Source organism: Muriventricola aceti, from assembly GCF_025567565.1.
Taxonomy (GTDB): Bacteria; Bacillota; Clostridia; order Oscillospirales; family Oscillospiraceae; genus Lawsonibacter; species Lawsonibacter aceti.
On the sequence record NZ_JAOQKF010000002.1, the window covers coordinates 36,102 to 54,630 of the forward strand.

The window sequence follows — 18,529 nt, forward strand, 5'->3', positions numbered from 1 at the left end:
CTGAGCCAAGATTGGCAACAGCATCATCAGGGCCAAAAAACCGGCCAGTACCCCCATCATGATACGTTGCTTTTTCTGATGCTTCATAAGTTTCTCTCCTATCTCAGACCTGCAAAAATTTCCGGATGGCCAGCAGAGAACCGCATACGCCGATCAGGGCTCCGGTGCCGCAGAAAATGGCCAGAATGTATCGAATCATAGAGGTATAGCTGACCATTGTCACCAGAGACAACCCGTTGCCCTGGATAATCAATTTTGCCACCAGCTGGTAAATGCCCCACTGGGCAAAGAAGGCCAGCAGAGCCCCTGTCAGGCCTAAGATCAGGCCCTCCACTACGAAGGGCCACTGGATGAAGGCATCGGTGGCGCCACACATCTTCATGATGGCGATCTCCTCCCGGCGGTAGAAGGTGGCTAACTTGATGGTATTGGCGATGATAAACAGGGACACCACCAGCAGAATCCCGATCAGCACAACAGCTACACCGGTGGCGATATTCCGGGCCAGCACAAAGCCGTTGGCAATATCGATTGCCGCTCGAACGTTGGCCACGCCCGTGACCTGCTCTACCGCGGCTTCAGTCTGTTCCATCTGCTCCAGGTTCTCCACATGGATGCGGAAGCGGTCCCGCAGCACCTCGTCAGGCAGGTCGTCCAGCAGGGGGTTGTTCTCCCGTCCCTCTTTGTAATCCTCCAGAGCCTCTTCCCGACTGACGAAGGTGACTTTTGTCACATTGGGCAGTGTCTCGATCTCCGGCTGGATGGACCGAGCCTGCTCCTCCGTATAGTTCTCGTCAATATAGGCCAGCATCTCATTCTCCGCCTCCAGGTCACCCAGCATATGGTCCAGGTTCACCGCCAGCAGAGAGAAGGAGCCCATAATCAGCAGACAGGCCACGATCATACACACAGCGGCAAAGGACATGAAGCCGTGGGTGAAAATGGAGTGGAACCCCTCGCTAAAATAATATCCCGCGTCAAACTTTCTCGCCATTGTAGTACCCACCCGTTTCGTCGCTGATGATACGTCCGTTCTCGATGGCCACGACCCGCTTGGCAAAGCGGTTGACCAACGCTTTCTCATGGGTAACCACCAAAACGGTAGTACCCAGCTCATTGATGCGCTCCAGCAGCACCATGATCTCCAGGGATCGCTGGGGGTCCAGGTTACCCGTGGGCTCGTCGGCAATAATCATGCTGGGGTTATTGACCAGCGCCCGGGCGATGGCCACCCGCTGCTGCTCGCCGCCGGAGAGCTGTCCAGGATAGCGGTCAGCCTTCTGCTCCAGCCCCACCAGCTGGAGCACATAGGGGATACGCCGCCGTAGCTCCCGATTGGAGGCACCGATGGCCCGCATGGCAAAGGCTAGGTTCTCGTGGACTGTCTTTTTTTCAATCAGGCGGAAGTCCTGAAAGATGATGCCCAGCGTCCGGCGCATATAGGGCACTTGGCGTGGACTGATGTTATTCAAATTGTAGCCATTGACCATTAGCCGCCCCTCAGTGGCCGCAATCTCCGCCGTGATCAGCTTGATTACCGTGGACTTACCCGACCCAGAGGGCCCTACTAGAAAGACAAACTCCCCGTCGTCAATCCGCAGATTCACGCCCTTCAGCGCCTTAGTTCCATTGTCATATTCTTTATGTACATCGATCAGACGTATCATGTTATCTCCGCTCCTCCTCTTTCCAGAGGATATTTTACCAGACCTTTGACAGCCTATTTTGTTGGGACGCGCTTCATAGTTTACACTTGTAACCTTTTCCTGTCAAGAGTCGACAGAAAAAAGCAACGCCATCTCCATCCCTGACTGTTGTAATCAAAGTAAAGTGTACCACAAATCCTGTGTTATGTAAATGACAAAATCAGTAAAGTTCTTCTTTCTTTCTCTCCCGTCCGACTGGTTATCCCCGCATTTTTTGAGGGTCTTTTCCCAACTCTTCGTCCGCCCCATGTGGGGCAAGAATTGGATAAAAAGCCGGGACCGACAAAAGTCGGTCCCGGCTTTTTATCTCAGCTCTCTTAGGACTCAATGCCCCGGGAAATAAGATATTTTTTGACCATCAGGGCCACCTTGAAGGTGATAGCGTCGTCGAATTCCCGCAGGTCCAGTCCGGTAAGCTTCTTAATCTTTTCCAGCCGATACACCAGGGTATTTCGGTGGACAAAGAGCTTCCGGGCCGTTTCAGACACGTTCAGGTTGTTCTCGAAGAACTTGTTGATAGTCAACAGAGTCTCCTGATCCAGGGCGTCAATGGGGTTCTTCTTAAAGACCTCCTGGAGGAACATCTGGCACAGGATGGTGGGCAGCTGATAGATTAGACGGCCGATGCCCAGGTTTTCATAGTTAATAATGGTCTTCTCATTCTCAAAGACCTTACCCACGTCAATAGCCACCCCGGCCTCCTTATAGGCGCGGGCCAGATCTCGGATGTGATTGACCACGGTTCCGATGCCGATGACCACTTTGATACCCAGTTCCTGGGTAACGGCAGTGGCGATCTGTTTGGCGATTTTCTGCAGCTCTCTGGCGTCGGCCCCCTCAGGCAGCTGCTTAATCAGGGCCACATCCGTCTCGTTGATAGAGATGACAAAGTCGGTCTGCTTATCGGGGAACAGGCCCTGGATCACGTCGATGGTGGTAACATCGGCAGGCCCCAACTGGCGAACCAGGAAAGCGGCCCTGGGCGCCTCAGATACAAAGTGGAGCTCCTTGGCCTGGGTATAGATGTCCCCCAGCAGAATGTTGTCTGAGATGATATTTTTGACAAAGGTAGCCTTGTCATGCTTCTCCTCGTAGTAAGTCTTCGCGCCGTTAAAGGCCACCACCGCCATTGCGCACAGGGAGGCGGCCAGTTCGTCCTCTCCCTTGACAAAGGCAGCGTAATCGAACTGGGCTCCCCAGCCCGCGAGAGGCTTAAAGGTCTTCCCCTCAAAATAGGCGATGCTGCTGTCAGCCCCATTCACGGCGACCACAGCGCCAGACCAATGCTCTCCGATGCAGGTCAATTCGCTGCAAGCGACCACCATCCCATCAGCGTCGATGACACCCACTGTGCGATTGACACTGTCCTTCATCTGGAGCACGACGCTCTGGAACATCCTGCTTGACACATCGATCCCTCCTAAAATCTCTTTGAACACTGCTTCTATTATAACGGCTGCCCCCCCTGTTTGGCAAGAGGTTTTCTCTATTTTTTTGTGAAAAACGACCAAAAGGCTCAACTGCCGCTCCGAATCCTTTGCAATGCCTCCACTTCCGCCTCCGTCAGAAGGCGCCATTCTCCCTCTTTCAGCTCTTCTCCCAGGGAGAGTGGGCCCATAGACAGGCGTCGCAGAAAGGCCACTGGTTTACCTCGCGCGGCCAGCATCCGCTTCACCTGGTGGTACTTCCCCTCCCGCAAGGTAAGCCGACATTCGTTCCCCCGCCCCAGGGGCTCCAGCAGGGCGGGCAGGCACTGTGATCCATCCCCCAAAACCATACCAGAGGCCAGGGCCTTGCGGTCCTCCTCATTCAGCTGCCCTTCCACCCGGGCGTAGTATACCTTGTCCACATGCTTTTTGGGGGAGAGCAACTCATGGGCCAGCGGGCCGTCGTCCGTGAGCAGCAGCAGGCCCACTGTGTCCTTATCCAGTCTGCCCACGGGAAAGAGCCCCCGGCGGCGCAGATGCTCCGGGAGCAGGTCCAGCACCGTCCTCTGCCGCCGGTCCTCTGTGGCGGACAGCAGACCAGCCGGCTTGTTCATCAGCACATAGACGAAGGGGGCGCAGTCCACCACCTGCCCATCCACTGATATCTCGTCCTGGGCGGGGTCGAACTTGTCCTCCGGCCGGGCGGCCGGCATCCCCCCCGCCTGTACCCGGCCCTGGCGGACCAGGTCCTTCACCTCCCGCCGGGACCAGCGGCCTGTGGAGGCCAGTATCTTATCCAGCCGTTCCAGCGGCATATCCTTCCCCTCCCCTATGGCTGTACCGGGCCTCGCCGCCTCTCAGAGCCGGTTAGAGCCGTCCTGTGAATCTCTGGAGGCCCCTATCCTAAGCTGGGGCCCCTTATTGTCTCCTTTCGGGTATAACCTCGTCCCTTGGCGCATATGGTGAAGGGAGAACGAGCCGACGAAAGGAGAAATGCGCTGTGTTGATCGTGACCGCGAAGGTCCCCAAGCGGAAGCTGGCCTTTGGGGTGGCCCTGGCAGCTATGGCCTGCTGCTGCGCCCTGGTGCTGAATCTGGGCACCTCCGCCGTCCGGGAGGTGGCCTCGCCCTCTGTCCCAGACCCCAAAGGGGTCAAGACGAACGAGGACCGGGTGGCCTATCTGGCCGACTTTGGCTGGCAGGTATCCCCAGAACCTATCGCTACCCAGGAGATGCTCATTCCCAAGGAGATGGACGAGAGCTATAATGAGTACCTCGCCCTCCAGTCCGGCCAGGGCTTTGACCTGGAAAAGTACGCTGGAAAGCGGGCCAAGCGTTATACCTATGAGATCACCAACTACCCGACGGGAGAAGCCGGCGTACAGGTAAACCTGCTGATCTATAAAAACACCGTCATCGCTGGCGAGGTCCTCTCGCCCCAGCTGGACGGCTTTCTCCACGGGCTGGCTATGCCTTGAAGGCCCCGCGGACTGGGGGTGCGGCTGGCCTAAGCGGCGTTCATCGCTCCAGGATATGGACGTTCAGATGGTCATAGGTCATCTCGATCCCGTGGCGGGTAAAGGACTCCCGCAGGCCCTCCTGAATGGCGTAGTACACGTCCCAGTAATCCCCGGCAGCGGTCCATACCCGGACCACATACTGGATACTGCTGGACTGGTAGGCAGATAGCCAGATGGCCGGGGCGGGATCAGGCTGTATCTGGGGAATGGCGTCCAGCACCTCTTGGATAGCCTCTTTGACCGTCTGTGTAGGCGCGTCGTAGGAGGCGTTGACGGTCAGTTCTACCCGCCGCCGGCCCAGGGCGGAGTAATTGACGATCTTGGCGGCGGACAGCTGACTGTTTGGCACAAAGATCTCCTTATTGTCCACGGTGACAAAGGTGGTATAGGACAGATCCACAGCCGCGATGGTCCCGCCGACTCCGTCCGCCTCCACATAGTCCCCCACCTGAAATGGCTTGGTCACCAGCAGCATGATCCCTCCCGCCAGGTTGGACAGAGTGTTTTGCAGGGCCAGGGAGACAGCCAGTCCGGCCACACTCAGCAGGGCGATGATGGAGGTCACGTCGATGCCAAGGGACCCCGCTGCCATCAGCACCAGCAAGAACCACAGCCCAACACGGACCATGGAGCGGATATACACGTGGAGGGAGGCCAGGGACTTGGACCGCTCCAGCAGGCGGTCCACCAGCTTCATCAGGACACGGATGACCGCCATACCCACCAGGACCAGCACTGCCACCCGGAGCGCCGCATCCCAGGACAAGGTCTTTAGGTTCAAGGTGCCGGCGACATTTGACAGGACTTCTTGCACATTCTCCATACTCAGCGCCTCTCTTCGTCACAGAATCCCCGAGGGGTGTCTCTCCCGTTCTGGGAGTTTCAGTATAACACAATTTTCCCCAAAAAGCGAGCTGTAAGGGCAGCGGGCCCCGGCTCTTGACACAGGGCCTCCCATCTGGTATCATAGCACACTGATATCTAACTTTGCTCTTGCCGCCGGGGAAGAGTGTAAGCGTCAGACCTTCTATCGTTAGGCCGTTGAAGATAGAAGAGGCTGGCGCTTTTTTCGTGCCCCCCGCCGGGCCGGTCTTAGGAGGTACCTGATGAAAACCACCGAACTTTTTTCTGATTTTCTCCGCTACGCCGCCCTGAACGTAGCCGGGATGGTCGGGCTGTCCTGCTATATCCTGGCCGACACCTTCTTCGTCTCCAGGGGGCTGGGCACCCAGGGCCTGGCCGCCCTGAATCTGGCCCTGCCCATCGTCAGTCTGGTGATGGGCACCGGCATGATGCTGGGAATGGGCGGCGCCATCCAATACGCCGTCCACCGGGGGCGGGACGGTGGAGAGCAGGCGGGCGCCATCTTCACCAACACCTTATTTCTGGCCCTGGCGGCCGCTCTGGTCTATGTGGCCTCCGGACTGTTCCTCTCCCGTCCCCTGACCCTTCTCCTGGGCGCGGATCAGCAGGTCTTTGCCATGACCCATACCTACCTAAAGGTCATTCTCCTGTTCTCCCCTGCCTTTATCCTGAACCACACCCTCCTCGCCTTCGTCCGGAACGACGGGGCGCCTCAGCTGGCCTCCCTAGCCATGCTGGTGGGCAGCCTGTCCAATGTCCTGTTGGACTATCTGTTCATCTTCCCCCTGGATATGGGAATCTTCGGCGCTGTGCTGGCCACGGGGATCGCCCCTGTCATCAGTATGGCCATCCTGCTGCTCCACCGGCTCCGCCGTCGAAACGGCTTCCACCTGGTTCGGACCCGGCTCCATTGGAAAACCGCCCGAGCCACCTGCTCTCTGGGCTTCCCCTCCCTGGTCAACGAGCTGTCCTCCGGCATCGTCATGCTGGTGTTCAATACCCTTATGCTGTCCCTGCTGGGCAACGTGGGGGTGGCGGCCTACGGCATCGTGGCCAACCTGGCCCTGGTGGTCATTGCCGTCTTTACTGGGGTGGCGCAGGGGGCCCAGCCCCTCATCAGCCGGTCCCACGGCCAGGGCAGGCCGGACCTGGCCCGGCGTGTCCTGGGATACGGCCTGACCGCCTGCCTGGCGATGGCCGGGGTCATCTATATCCTGCTGGCCCTGTTCGCCCCGGAGGTGGCCGCCCTCTTTAACAGCGAGGGGGACCCCGTGCTGGCCGCCACCGCGGTGGAGGGACTGCGGCTCTATTTCCTGTCCGCCCCTCTGGCCGGCGTCAACATCATGGCCGCCACCTACTTCGCCGCCACCCAGCAGGCCCTGCCCGCCCAGCTTCTCTCTCTGCTCCGGGGCCTGTTCCTGGTGGTGCCGGCCGCCCTGCTCCTGTCCGCCCTCTGGGGTGTATGGGGACTCTGGCTGGCGCTGCCCGCCGCCGAGTTGGCCGCCGCTCTGGTGTGCGCGGTCCTCTTCCTCCGCCTAAAAAAGAGCTAGAAAATCCCCGGCCAGCCCAGTCTGGCCGGGGACACTCATTCTCATCAATAGTTCATCTGCTTGCGGCGGGACAGGTTCATGGTGCCATCCTGCATCTGGTCCAGGCTGTCCAGGCTCTTGCCAGTGCCGTGGGCCACACAGGAGATGGCATCGTCGGCCACATGGGTCTCGATGCCGGTATGGGACTCCACCAGCTTGTCAAAGCCCCACAGCAGGGAGCCGCCGCCGGTCATGACGATGCCGTTGGTGGAGATATCGGCCACCAGCTCCGGGGGCGTGCGCTCCAGCACACCGTGGATGGCCTCCAGGATGCGGCTGGACACCTCCTCAAAGGCGTCGATCATCTCGCTGGAGGACACGGAGAATACACGGGGCAGACCAGTCATCAGGCAGCGCCCCTTGATCTCCATGGTGACCTCCTCCGGGCGGGGAAAGACACAGCCGATGGTCATTTTCAGTTCCTCGGCGGTGCGGTCACCGATAAGGACATTGTGCTTCTTGCGGATATACTTGACAACCGCCTCATCGAATTTGTCACCGGCGATTTTGATGGAGGCGGACTCCACCACGCCGCCCAGGGAGATGACGGCAATGTCGGCGGTGCCGCCGCCGATGTCCACCACCATGTGGCCATCAGGCTTGGTGATGTCGATACCCGCACCGATGGCGGCGGCCACAGGCTCCTCAATGAGGTAGGCTCTGCGGGCACCAGCCTGGATGCCCGCGTCCACAACGGCGCGCTCTTCCACCTCGGTGATGCCGGAGGGAACGCAGATGAGCAGGCGGGGCTTAAACAGGGAGAAGGTGGTCACCTTCTTAATAAACTCCTTGAGCATCCGCTCGGTCATGTCATAGTCTGAGATGACGCCCTCCCGCAAGGGGCGCATGGCCACGATATTGCCGGGGGTGCGGCCCAGCATGGCCTGGGCTTCGGTACCCACCTTCAGCAGTTTGCCGGTGTTCTTATCCATGGCCACCACAGAGGGCTCCCGCAGGACGACCCCCTTGCCCTTAATGTATACCAAAACAGAAGCGGTACCCAGATCGATACCGATATCTTTGCTAAATAGCCCCATAGTTTCGTCCACCTTATCTTGATTCATCACTGGCCCGGACCGCCAGCCAGGGCCAAGTTATTTTGTCAATTATAGTATAGCCAAATCGGCAAAACCTATTTGCCGCCGTCTATCATTATAACGGCTGATCGCCGGCTTTTCAACCATTATTTCTATTATTTTCTAATTTATCCCCACCCTCTCCCGCCTGGGCTAAAGTCAGGCACAGGACCTGCTTGGCACCCCCTTGGCACAGCAGACGGGCACACTCGCTCAGGGTGGCGCCGGAGGTAACCACGTCGTCCACCAGCAGCACCCGCCTCCCCTCTATTCTCCCGCCCGGCAGCAGAGAATAGGCCCCCAGGGCGTTAGCCCTACGGGCCGCTCCATCGGGCAGACTGGACTGAGGGACTGTATGCCGGCTCTTTTCCAGCAGAGGGAGCACAGGGAGCGCCAAGCATTCCCCCACGGTCCGGGCCAGCAGTTCCCCCTGGTCAAAGCCCCGCTTGCGCCGCCGCTTTTTGGACAGGGGCGCCCAGGTCACCAGCTCCGCCTCCACTCCCTGGTCCCTGGCACACTGGGCCATCAGCAGGCCAAAGGGCCGGCCATAGGCCGGAGCTGGGGCAAACTTATATCGTTGGACCGCCTCCCTCACTTGGGCCTGGTAGGCCAGCGGAGACCAGCAGCCCTGGGTGAAGTCCACCCGCCGCTCCCCCGCCCTTCCGGTCAGCCACGGCAGGCTGGCCTGGCAGTTGGGACACAGGGGAGCCCGTGGGTCATGCAGCAGCCGCTGGCAAAAGGGGCATTTGGGCGGAAAGAGCAGGTCCAGCAGTGCCTCGCCCACCCTCACTTCAGCTCGTCCTCAGGGATAGGGCCATGCTCTTTTTCAAAGTCACGAACACATTTTTGGATCAGATACAAAATCTGACCACTCATAGAACGGCCCTCTGCTCCAGCTACATATCTGAACTTGTCATGTAGCTTTTCATCCATTCGGATGCTTAAATGGGTTTTATCAGCCATATGCTTTGCCTGCTTTCTGATTTAATAATCAAAGCATATCTTTTGAACTTATTGTAAATTTATTTTTAGTGCATTATTAGTGCTTAAAATTATTTAACTATATGATATTTGATAAGGCTGTAGAGGCGGCGCCATGTGATCGCCTGCCGTATCTCCGATGGGCCTTGGAAAAATTTTGACAGCCTGTTATACTTCCGGCGGGTGCCTTTCCAGAGACGGAAAGGTGCCAAAGGTCTCTGGGGACTGCCGCCCCCCATCTGTGCGTCCCCCGTATAACAGGGTCCGGGGGTAAGGCACTGACGGACTTTGTCCGCCGGAGCGCAGGAATCCTCTCCCCCGGTCCCTTTCCGCTTTCTTCCGGCCTTTTCTCTTTACACCACGGCGGGAAGTTTGTATAATAGGCACTGATTTGAACGCAAAAGGAGAGTTCACCATGCTGAAGGGAAAAACCGTCCTGCTTGGGGTCACCGGCGGCATTGCCGCCTACAAGGCCGCCTATTTGGCCTCCGCCCTGGTCAAGCTCCACGCCAATGTGGAGGTGGTGATGACCCAGCACGCCACCCAATTTATCGCGCCCCTGACCTTTGAACAGCTGACAGGCAACCGCTGTATGGTGGATACCTTTGACCGCAATTTCGCCCACCAGGTGGAGCATATTGCCCTGGCCGACCGGACGGACCTGGTCCTCATCGCCCCCGCCACCGCCAATGTGTGCGCCAAGCTGGCCCACGGGCTGGCCGACGATATGCTGACTACCACGGTGCTGGCCTGCACCTGCCCCAAGCTGATCGCTCCGGCCATGAACACCCATATGTTGGAAAACCCAGTGACTCAGGACAATCTTGACCTTCTGCGGCGCTATGGCTGGGAAGTCATTTCCCCCGCCTCCGGCCGGCTGGCCTGCGGGGCGGTGGGGTTTGGTAAGCTGCCTGAACCTGATCTGCTGGTCCAGCATATCCTGCGAGCCATCGCTCTGCCCCATGACCTGACGGGAAAAAAAGTGCTGGTCACCGCCGGCCCCACCCAGGAGGCTCTGGACCCTGTCCGCTATCTGACCAACCACTCCAGCGGCAAGATGGGCTACGCCATTGCCAAAACGGCTATGCTCCGGGGGGCGCAGGTCACCCTTGTGTCCGGTCCGACCTCCATCTCTCCCCCCCCCTTTGTGGAGGTTGTGGAGGTAGTATCCGCCCAAGATATGTTCCAGGCTGTGACCAGCCGCCAGGAGCAGGCGGACTTCATCTTTAAGGCCGCCGCCGTGGCCGACTACACCCCCGCGGATTACAGCGACGACAAGGTGAAAAAGAGAGAGGGCGATCTGTCCATTCCGCTGAAACGCACCCAGGATATTTTAAAGCACCTGGGAGAGCACCGCCGCCCGGACCAAATCATTTGCGGCTTCTCCATGGAGACCCGCGATATGCTGGAAAACAGTCGGGTCAAGCTGGAAAAGAAAAACGTGGATATGATCTGCGCCAATAATTTGAAGGTGGATGGAGCCGGCTTCGGGGTGGATACCAACGTCATCACCCTGATCACACGGGACCGGGTAGAGGAGCTTCCCCTCCTGTCTAAAGAGGCGGCGGCGGGCCGCATCCTTGACCGGGCCATCGCTTTGGCGGGACAGGCGTGAAATATACCCTGGGACCGGACAGGTACCCCTTGATATAAGGGAACATTTATCGAGGAGTCTGAGCCCCTGGCAGATACCGCAAATGCGGTATCTGCCAGGGGCTTTTTCATTTGGATTCTGTGTGTGCTATGTTTCGTTCTGAGTTGCGCTTATACATACGAGAGATCGTTGTATTGAATTTAAGCCTTCTGCCGAGTGTTCATACTCTGTTTGATTTTCTTCTCGCAACCTATGATCTTCCCAATCATCTGTCCACAACAGGTGTGGATGTAATCTTTGTATATTCAGTATGCCGCTTCGTTCGAGATAATCTTATAGTGAAATAACCGAGATCAAAAGGCGAAAGTGAGGAAAAGCGTGCCGCAAAAACGGCACGCTTTTTCCATTGCTCTTAAAACGAAATGATTTTTCTCCCTATCATTTGATGGTTTGTTCTACCGGCCGCCTACACCTGCCGGCGATCATAATGCGCAGGAACAGGGAGAGATTTCGGGTACAAATTCAGTAGTGAAAGTCTATAGCAGAGAGGCGATCTGGACAATAAGGAGACATATGGAGTTGATTGCTGCCTCTTTGCTTCATACAGAGCAGCCGGGCAATAGAGCGCCACGGCCGGTCCTCTTCCATTAATAGCGTTTTTTGGCCGGACCGCAAGACTCCCGTTGAATCAGCGTAAACGGAACGTCCACTTTTATTGATGATGTATGTCCGCCCTCAATGCGGTCAATCAACAGTTTTACTCCAAGATGTCCCATCTCCTCCAGAGGGACATGGATGGTCGTAAGCATAGGATCCAGATAGCAGACAGTTTCCATGTCGTTGATACCGATAATAGAGACATCCTGGGGAACCTTCAGCCGATGCTCCCGCAGACTTTTCATAGCGCCCACAGCATTCATATCGTTGGCACACAAAATGGCTGTAAACTCCACCCCGCTGTCCAGCAGCCGGTTGGTAGCCTCGTACCCATCGGTTGGGTTAAACAAGCAGCGTGCCACATAGGGGGTCAGGTCACCTAGTTCCAGATCGGCCATGGCGTCCAGATAGCTTTGAAATCGCTGCTCGTTGTCCGTTTCCCCCATATAACAGATCTTTTTATGGCCTAGCGAACGCAGGTACTCCACACAGGTGCGGACTGCCTGGTAACCACTGCAGATCACCTGATCGAAGATCCCATCAGGCGCAGAGTTCTGCCCAATATTGACGATATTTTTATACCACTTTTTTAACAGGCTGAGAGAACGAGGCTCGATGCGGCCTAGGACTACGGCCGAGTCAGAGTTAGTGTCGGTAAACGGGGCTTTTCCATCCTGAATATCGGCCACAGAGTAATGATAGCGAAGATTATACCCCGCATCAAAGGCGGTAATCTCCGCTGCCCGCATTAGCACCGTAAAAAAGGGATCCAAATAGGGGCCAATAGTACGAGCATAGACACAGTCCAGATTTTGATTCTGGGGCTTCTGATCCAGCTCTGGACGCTTTAGCTGTCTGGCATGTTGATTGGGGACATAACCCAATTCCCGTACAGCTGCCCAGATCCGCTCCTGTGTCTGCGGGCTGGCCGCCGAAACATTTTTGCTGTTGACAATGCGAGAGACCGTAGAGGGCGATACTCCCGCCCGCCGCGCAATTTCTCTAATGCTCATCCAAATGCTCCTTTACTAATCGGCTTCAACACTGTCGCCGCACTATGCGTTTTATTTTACTACAAACTTTCCAGGATGGCAACCAACGCCAACGCATCGTTAGGCAAACGTTTGCGTTTTTTCTCATTGACAAAACGAAAAAAACAGTGATATTATCCACTCATCCGTTAATATTACAGAAAATATATTGTTAAAACTTTATCAACCAAGCATTTTGACGAATATTGCGCCAGTTTTTTGGAGGTGTTGCACTACGCAACTTTCGTAACATCACATCAACAGGCAGCTTAGGCTGCCCCATAAACTACCTACGAGGCCATATAAATTAGGCCTCAGATCAGAAAAGGAGGGCATTATGGAAAAGAAAATTTTGTTCCTTGGTCTGGACGCTGCTATGCCGGACTTGGTCAAAAAGTTTGTCGCAGAGGGCGCTATGCCCAACACCGCCAAGCTAATGAAGCAGGGGATATTTTCCCGATTGGAAACAGTATTCCCGCCTCTGACTGCCGCAGCCTGGACTGCCATCGTCAGCGGTGCCGGATCCGGCACCAACGGAGTGCCCAGCTTGATGGTGAAACACCTGGGCGAGGACCTAGATCACTGGCACACTTCCTTCGACCGCAACGAGGTACTGTGCGAAACCATGTGGGACGTGGGCAAGCGTTTGGGTAAAAAGGTGGCCCTCATAAACTGGCCGGTCACTTTCCCCATGGGCGCTATCTCGGAGGAAGACGGCTGCCAGCTGGCCGGCTCTTTGAATCCACCATTCCGCTACTTTTTCATGCCCCTGTGGGACGTGGCTTCCAGCGCCTGCTTCTCCAACCAGAAGCTGCGCTGCAACCAGATCCCCGGCCGGGCGGTCCAGCTAGAAGCCCGACCCGCTGAAGGTTGGACTAATCTGCCCGAAAGCAAGCGCCCGCCACTAGAATTCGACATTGTGGTCCCCCCCACCTATGTGGAAGGTTACCCCATGCATGTGTTGATGTACGCCTCCACCGACACGGGCTATGATCGTATGCTGATCTCTGAGTCCAAGGACGCCGCTCAGGCCATCACCGACATCACCCACGGGGAACTAGGTCCCTGGATTACCAAAAACTTCAAGGCTCGGGACTATGAACGGGACGGCCGCTTCCGTTTCCAGATCCTCCAACTCACCCCAGACGGGAAGAACTTCAAACTGTACCAGAGCGCCATCAACATGGCCGAGCCTTATTCCGTTCCCTCCTCCCTGAGCAAGGAGGTAGAGGCCGTGGCCGGTACCTATATGGAGGTTGACGATCCCTGGGCCTTCATGGATGGCTGGATGGCTCCAGAACTCTACCTGGACCAGCTGCAGATGCACGCCAACTGGTGGGGCAACGCCACAAAGTATGTGCTTGAGCATCAGCAGTGGGACATGGCCTTCTCCTGGGTAGGCACTATCGACCACATCGAGCATGTCCTTTACGCTGGCATTGAGCCCAAGGCACGGGTATATGACCCGGACAAGGCTGATTTCTGCTGGCACATGATCCGGGAGACTTACCGACAGGTGGACGAGAACATCGGAAGGATCCTGGATGCTGTGGACTTGGACAATACATATGTGATCCTGATCTCCGACCACGGCATGACCCATTTGGACTGGAACCCTTATGTAAAAGAGCACCTGGCCCGTGCCGGTCTGTTGGAGTATGTGTTGGATCTGACCACTGACGATCCCAGCAACCTTACTATCAACTGGGAGCACACCAAGTGCCATCCCCTGGAGCCCTGTCACGCCCACATCTTCATTAACCTGAAGGGGCGAGACCCTCACGGCATCGTGGAGCCTGAGGACTATGAAAAAGTCCAGGAGGAAATCATCCGTTGCCTGATGAATATGCGGGATCCGGAAACCGGAGATCAGGTGGTCGCTCTGGCCATTAAGAAGAAGGAGGCTGGCACTCTGGGCATCTATGAGGGGCCCGGCTATGACCGCGTGGGCGACGTGCTATACGCCTGGAAGCCCGGTTATATGTCCCACCCCTTCATTTACCGCAGCAAGATTCAGTATCGGGATGGTACCGAAAGGGTCATCGCTAACCCCGAACTTTACGAAGCCGCTGGCTTGTGCCGCAACTTCACTGGTGTTCACCTAGCTCTCCCCTCGCTCCACGATATGCATGCGGTCATGATTATGACTGGTCCAGGTGTGCCCCAGTACGAACGAAAGTTCCCCGCAAAGATCATTGACGTAGCGCCTACACTGAGTAAGCTATTGAACATCGACGTACCCAAAGATGCCGAAGGAGGAGTTTTGTATGATATCCTGGACCGGTGCCAATAAACCCATCAAAAAGGTCGGTCTAATCGGTTGTGGCCGCATGGGCCGCTGTATGCTGGAAGGAATGCTGGCCAAAGGCTACAGCGTTGTAGTCTACGATAAATTTCCCACAGCCGCCCAGTCCGCTTCCGCTCTGGGTGCCCAGGCGGTTCCCACTCCTAAAGAGGTGGCTGAACAGGCTTCAGTCATCCTCATGTCCCTGCCCAGCCCAGTCCAGTTGGAGGATGTTCTTTTCGGCGAGGGCGGTATGATGTCATCCCTTACCTCTGACCATGTGGTCATCGACACCAGCACTGTAGATCCCCAGACTACCCGGGGGCTGGCCGCCCGGGTAGGTGAGTGCGGCGCAGCCTATCTGGACTGTCCCATCCTGGGTCGTCCCTCGGCGGCAGGCAAGTGGATGCTGCCTACTGGTGGCTCTGGTGAAGCGTTAGAGAAGGTGAAGCCTGTGTTGCTGTGCTTTGCAGCCAACGCTGTACTGGTGGGGGACTCCGGGGCCGGCAACGCTTTAAAGCTGCTGAACCAGATGATGTTTTCCTGCATCAACGCCATCTCCTCCGAGGTCATGGCCATCTGTGACCATGTAGGAATCAAAAAGGAGGTCTTCTACGATACTGTAGCCTCATCCACCGCGGCCACTGTCAGCGGTCTGTTTCGTGAAGTGGGCAAGTGCATCGTCAATGAAGCCTACGACTCCCCTGCCTTTACGGTGGACCTACTGATTAAGGACACCAAGCTAGCCCTCCAGATGGCCAAGGATGCCGACGCCCCCTCTCTGATCGCCGGCACTGCTCAAATGTACAATGAGATCGCCCATGGTCAGGGCTTGGGTACTCAGGATACCAGTGCCCTATATAAGGTATTTAGTCGTCACTACGACAAAATCTCTTGACCAGGCTTTGACCCAAACTTTATGTTTAGAAAGGATGTTCCCTGCATGAAACTGGATTTTGAATACGGCCAAGGCCTTATGAGCGCCGAATTGCCTGACAGCACCGATATCTTTATCCCCGGTGAAACCGTGCCCGATCCCCCTTGTCTGCCCCAAGACTGGGACAGCCTGTATGCTGCCACCCTGGAGTCTATCCAGCACCCCATCGGCATGAAGCCTCTGCGGGAGTTGGCTGGCCCCGGCAAGACAGTGGTCTTCGTCATTCCTGACATTGTGAAGGGAGGCACCCAGCCTACCTCCCATCGTCGTGTGGCCATCCGGGCCTGTCTGGATGAGCTGTACGCTGCTGGAGTAGCGAAAGAGGACATTCTTCTGCTGTTTTCTAACGGCCTTCATCCCCGAGCCACAGTGGCCGAGATGAAGAAGATTCTGGGTGATGATCTGTTCAATGAGTTCTATTACACCAACCAGATCACCAGTCACGACAGTGAGGATCCCGACCACATGGTGGATCTAGGTACCACCCAGCGGGGTGATCCGGTGCTGATGAACAAGTATGTCTTTGACTGCGATATCCCCATTCTTATCGGACACACCCAAGGCAATCCCTACGGCGGATACTCTGGCGGCTATAAGCACTGTACTACCGGCATCACCCACTGGCGCTCTATTGCTAGTCATCACGTCCCCAAGGTCATGCACCGGGATGACTTCACCCCCGTGTCCGGCCACAATCTGATGCGTACCAAGTTCGATGAGATCGGTATGCATATGGAAGAGAAGATGGGCCACTCCTTCTTCTGCTGTGACGCGGTACTAGACACCTACTCCCGTCAGATTGCTATCTTCTCCGGCTATGCTAAGGAGATGCAACCTGTGTCCTGGGATGTCGCCGACAAACGGACTTATGTGCCCTGGGCAGAAAAGAAGTATGATGTAGTGGTGTTCGGCATGCCCCAAGACTTCCACTATGGCAATGGCATGGGTACCAACCCTATCCAGATGATGCAGGCCTTGTCAGCTCAGGTCATCCGCCACAAGAGAGTCATGAGTGATCACTGTGTATTCATCGTTTCTAGCATCTGTAACGGCTATTTTCACGACGAACGTTGGCCCTATCTGAGGGAGTTATACGAGATGTTCCAGCATGATTACATGAACGTTCTCCCCGACATGGACCGTTATGGCGAGTACTTCGCTACCAATGAGGAGTATATTCGCAAGTACCGCTTCTGCAACGCCTTCCACCCCTTCCACGGCTTCTCCATGATGAGCTGCGGTCACATTGCCGAGATGAACACTTCCGCCATCTATATTGTGGGTGCCCAAGAACCGGGTATTGCCCGCTCTATGGGGCTGAAGACCCGGTCCACCTTCGAGGAAGCCCTGGAGGACGCCAAAAAGAAATTTGTCGGCCCCAACCCCAATATCTTGGCTCTGCCTAAGACCTATAAGATCGGCGCTGTTCATCTATGCATGAAGAACGAGGGCTATGATGGCACCTGTGGCCATCCCTGCGCTGACTAAAAAGCCCTTCCCTTTGGAATCACACAGGGTTTGGCTGGATAGTGACCGTCCGGTAGTCCGCCCGGTCGATATATGTTTAGAAAGGATGGAAGTAAAGATGAAAAAAGCAACCACAAAAAGACTCCTTGCAACGCTCCTCTCTTTTGCCATGATGTTCGCTCTGGTCGCCTGTTCTGGCAACGAAAATGGCAGTAGCGGAGGCAACAACTCCGCCAACAGCGGTGGCACTTCCTCCGGTGGCGGCCACGAAGTGGAGCTGATAGACGGCGCCACCGCCCCTGAGGATTTGACCTTTGGTCTAACCCCCTTTGAAGACCGCCAGACTCTGCGCATCGGCTTCTTTACCGGCTCTCCCCTCTCCTATGCCTTCCTCTTTGCCGATAATCTAGGCGTCTTCGACGCGCTAAACATCGATGTGGAGTATAGCTGCTTCACCGGTGGCCCCGCCATGATGGAGGCCAACTCCGAATGGGACATGGCATCCTGCGGTTTGGGCGGTGTATGCACTGCCTTGGCTGGTTATGACTTTACCCTCGTAGATGTTACTGACTACGAGGAGAACATGGCCATTTTCGTACGGCCCGACTCTGAGTTGGCTAATGACCCTACTAACCCCGATTTATGGAAGGGAGCTACCGTGGTCTACCCTGCTGGCACCACCGGTCAGGCGGTCCTGGCTCAGTATCTCGAGACCATGGGCCTGACCCTCTCCGACGTGGAAAGTGTCAACATGGACAATGCCAACGGTCTGACCGGCTTTAACGGCGGCACTGGTGACGCCCTGGTGTGTTGGAACGCTATCGCCCTGTCCGCTGAGGACAGAGGGTATGTTCGTGTCACTGACTCTGGCCAGCTGAACCTGCCCTTCCCTTGCTGTACCTTCGCCCAGACCGAGATCATGGAGAGTAATCCCGACCTAGTGGCTGCTGCAGTCGCTGTTTTCCATCTGACCTATGAGTGGGTTACCGAGTCCGAGGGCAATGCCGCTCAGGCCGCCGCCTGGTATCTGGAGCACTGCGACGAAGAAGGCTTCCTGTGTGACGAGAGCATCGCTGAACGCACCATTAACTGGTGGCGCTGTCCCACGGTAGACGAGTATATCGCACTCTTTACTGAAACTGAACCCGACGAAGCTGGCCTGTATACTTCTCGTGACCTACTGCAAATTGAGAACGACATCCTCTCCGGATTTGACTTCTTCACCAGCGTAGGCAGCTACACCGAGGCCCAACGCACCCAGTTCCTGGACGATCAGCGGGTGGACAATTCCATCGCTCTGGCTGTCAAAGAAATGCTGGGTCGATAAATGCCTTCGATAGTCTTCCTCCCGCCCCATGGGAGGCGGGAGGAAGATTCGCTTTGCGGACGTGAAAACT

16 protein-coding genes are annotated in these 18,529 nt (G+C 56.4%); 7 read left to right on the forward strand and 9 right to left on the reverse strand.

Going from position 1 to position 18,529, the window contains the following annotated elements; all coding sequences use genetic code 11:
- Positions 1 to 103 precede the first annotated feature (103 nt).
- From ftsX to OCV64_RS02250, 4 genes are all read right to left on the reverse strand, one after another.
- Positions 104 to 994 (reverse strand): permease-like cell division protein FtsX, encoded by an 891-nt coding sequence (gene ftsX / locus OCV64_RS02235; RefSeq protein WP_147570634.1) that lies wholly within the window; start codon positions 992 to 994, stop codon positions 104 to 106.
- Positions 978 to 1,667 (reverse strand): cell division ATP-binding protein FtsE, encoded by a 690-nt coding sequence (ftsE, locus tag OCV64_RS02240; protein ID WP_147570635.1) that lies wholly within the window; start codon positions 1,665 to 1,667, stop codon positions 978 to 980. Before ftsE ends, ftsX begins: the two co-directional genes overlap by 17 nt.
- Before the next feature lie 356 nt (positions 1,668 to 2,023).
- Positions 2,024 to 3,115 (reverse strand): PucR family transcriptional regulator, encoded by a 1,092-nt coding sequence (locus OCV64_RS02245; protein ID WP_147570636.1) that lies wholly within the window; start codon positions 3,113 to 3,115, stop codon positions 2,024 to 2,026.
- A 107-nt stretch (positions 3,116 to 3,222) separates the two neighbouring features.
- Positions 3,223 to 3,948: a pseudouridine synthase gene (locus tag OCV64_RS02250; protein ID WP_262669186.1), complete on the reverse strand. Its 726-nt coding sequence runs from the start codon at positions 3,946 to 3,948 to the stop codon at positions 3,223 to 3,225.
- Positions 3,949 to 4,133: 185 nt separating this feature from the next.
- Between OCV64_RS02250 and OCV64_RS02255 the strand changes: the two genes are divergently transcribed.
- Positions 4,134 to 4,610 (forward strand): DUF4830 domain-containing protein, encoded by a 477-nt coding sequence (locus OCV64_RS02255; protein ID WP_262669187.1) that lies wholly within the window; start codon positions 4,134 to 4,136, stop codon positions 4,608 to 4,610.
- Between the two features lie 40 nt (positions 4,611 to 4,650).
- Here the strand turns inward: OCV64_RS02255 and OCV64_RS02260 are convergent, their stop codons facing one another.
- Positions 4,651 to 5,475, reverse strand: a complete 825-nt coding sequence (locus tag OCV64_RS02260) for a mechanosensitive ion channel family protein (RefSeq protein WP_262669188.1) — start codon at positions 5,473 to 5,475, stop codon at positions 4,651 to 4,653.
- Positions 5,476 to 5,758: 283 nt separating this feature from the next.
- On the opposite strand from OCV64_RS02260, the gene OCV64_RS02265 reads away from it, so the two are divergent.
- Positions 5,759 to 7,066 carry an MATE family efflux transporter gene (locus OCV64_RS02265; protein ID WP_186852688.1) on the forward strand — a complete coding sequence of 436 codons (1,308 nt, stop codon included), beginning with the start codon at positions 5,759 to 5,761 and terminating at the stop codon, positions 7,064 to 7,066.
- Positions 7,067 to 7,110: 44 nt separating this feature from the next.
- On the opposite strand, the gene mreB is transcribed toward OCV64_RS02265, so the two are convergent.
- From mreB to OCV64_RS02280, 3 genes are all read right to left on the reverse strand, one after another.
- Positions 7,111 to 8,169: a rod shape-determining protein gene (mreB, locus tag OCV64_RS02270; protein ID WP_374740038.1), complete on the reverse strand. Its 1,059-nt coding sequence runs from the start codon at positions 8,167 to 8,169 to the stop codon at positions 7,111 to 7,113.
- 112 nt (positions 8,170 to 8,281) lie between these two features.
- Positions 8,282 to 8,971 carry a ComF family protein gene (locus tag OCV64_RS02275; protein WP_262669190.1) on the reverse strand — a complete coding sequence of 230 codons (690 nt, stop codon included), beginning with the start codon at positions 8,969 to 8,971 and terminating at the stop codon, positions 8,282 to 8,284.
- Complete coding sequence (locus OCV64_RS02280) at positions 8,968 to 9,144, reverse strand: Arc family DNA-binding protein (RefSeq protein ID WP_186852689.1); 177 nt, start codon at positions 9,142 to 9,144, stop codon at positions 8,968 to 8,970. Before OCV64_RS02280 ends, OCV64_RS02275 begins: the two co-directional genes overlap by 4 nt.
- 433 nt (positions 9,145 to 9,577) lie before the next feature.
- Between OCV64_RS02280 and coaBC the strand changes: the two genes are divergently transcribed.
- Positions 9,578 to 10,777, forward strand: a complete 1,200-nt coding sequence (coaBC, locus tag OCV64_RS02285) for a bifunctional phosphopantothenoylcysteine decarboxylase/phosphopantothenate--cysteine ligase CoaBC (protein ID WP_262669192.1) — start codon at positions 9,578 to 9,580, stop codon at positions 10,775 to 10,777.
- Positions 10,778 to 11,403: 626 nt separating this feature from the next.
- Here coaBC and OCV64_RS02290 read toward each other — a convergent pair.
- Positions 11,404 to 12,426, reverse strand: coding sequence for a LacI family DNA-binding transcriptional regulator (locus OCV64_RS02290; RefSeq protein WP_147570642.1), 1,023 nt, complete (start codon positions 12,424 to 12,426; stop codon positions 11,404 to 11,406).
- A 355-nt stretch (positions 12,427 to 12,781) separates the two neighbouring features.
- Between OCV64_RS02290 and OCV64_RS02295 the strand changes: the two genes are divergently transcribed.
- From OCV64_RS02295 to OCV64_RS02310, 4 genes are all read left to right on the forward strand, one after another.
- Positions 12,782 to 14,737 carry an alkaline phosphatase family protein gene (locus OCV64_RS02295; RefSeq protein ID WP_240287140.1) on the forward strand — a complete coding sequence of 652 codons (1,956 nt, stop codon included), beginning with the start codon at positions 12,782 to 12,784 and terminating at the stop codon, positions 14,735 to 14,737.
- Positions 14,712 to 15,626, forward strand: a complete 915-nt coding sequence (locus OCV64_RS02300) for an NAD(P)-dependent oxidoreductase (protein WP_186852690.1) — start codon at positions 14,712 to 14,714, stop codon at positions 15,624 to 15,626. The genes OCV64_RS02295 and OCV64_RS02300 overlap by 26 nt, the downstream gene beginning before the upstream one ends.
- A gap of 45 nt (positions 15,627 to 15,671) precedes the next feature.
- Positions 15,672 to 17,153 (forward strand): lactate racemase domain-containing protein, encoded by a 1,482-nt coding sequence (locus OCV64_RS02305; RefSeq protein WP_147570645.1) that lies wholly within the window; start codon positions 15,672 to 15,674, stop codon positions 17,151 to 17,153.
- Between the two features lie 97 nt (positions 17,154 to 17,250).
- The gene (locus OCV64_RS02310; RefSeq protein WP_186852691.1) at positions 17,251 to 18,459 is read left to right on the forward strand and encodes an ABC transporter substrate-binding protein; all 1,209 of its coding nucleotides are present in this window, start codon (positions 17,251 to 17,253) and stop codon (positions 18,457 to 18,459) included.
- Positions 18,460 to 18,529: the final 70 nt, after the last annotated feature.

Bases quoted from the DNA above. Each gene is read 5' to 3' on its own strand.
- ftsX (WP_147570634.1), bottom strand. From the start codon at position 994: ATGGCGAGAAAGTTTGACGCGGGATATTATTTTAGCGAGGGGTTCCAC.
- ftsE (WP_147570635.1), bottom strand. From the start codon at position 1,667: ATGATACGTCTGATCGATGTACATAAAGAATATGACAATGGAACTAAG.
- OCV64_RS02250 (WP_262669186.1), bottom strand. From the start codon at position 3,948: ATGCCGCTGGAACGGCTGGATAAGATACTGGCCTCCACAGGCCGCTGG.
- OCV64_RS02260 (WP_262669188.1), bottom strand. From the start codon at position 5,475: ATGGAGAATGTGCAAGAAGTCCTGTCAAATGTCGCCGGCACCTTGAAC.
- OCV64_RS02265 (WP_186852688.1), top strand. From the start codon at position 5,759: ATGAAAACCACCGAACTTTTTTCTGATTTTCTCCGCTACGCCGCCCTG.
- mreB (WP_374740038.1), bottom strand. From the start codon at position 8,169: ATGAATCAAGATAAGGTGGACGAAACTATGGGGCTATTTAGCAAAGAT.
- OCV64_RS02280 (WP_186852689.1), bottom strand. From the start codon at position 9,144: ATGGCTGATAAAACCCATTTAAGCATCCGAATGGATGAAAAGCTACAT.
- coaBC (WP_262669192.1), top strand. From the start codon at position 9,578: ATGCTGAAGGGAAAAACCGTCCTGCTTGGGGTCACCGGCGGCATTGCC.
- OCV64_RS02290 (WP_147570642.1), bottom strand. From the start codon at position 12,426: ATGAGCATTAGAGAAATTGCGCGGCGGGCGGGAGTATCGCCCTCTACG.
- OCV64_RS02295 (WP_240287140.1), top strand. From the start codon at position 12,782: ATGGAAAAGAAAATTTTGTTCCTTGGTCTGGACGCTGCTATGCCGGAC.
- OCV64_RS02300 (WP_186852690.1), top strand. From the start codon at position 14,712: ATGATATCCTGGACCGGTGCCAATAAACCCATCAAAAAGGTCGGTCTA.
- OCV64_RS02305 (WP_147570645.1), top strand. From the start codon at position 15,672: ATGAAACTGGATTTTGAATACGGCCAAGGCCTTATGAGCGCCGAATTG.
- OCV64_RS02310 (WP_186852691.1), top strand. From the start codon at position 17,251: ATGAAAAAAGCAACCACAAAAAGACTCCTTGCAACGCTCCTCTCTTTT.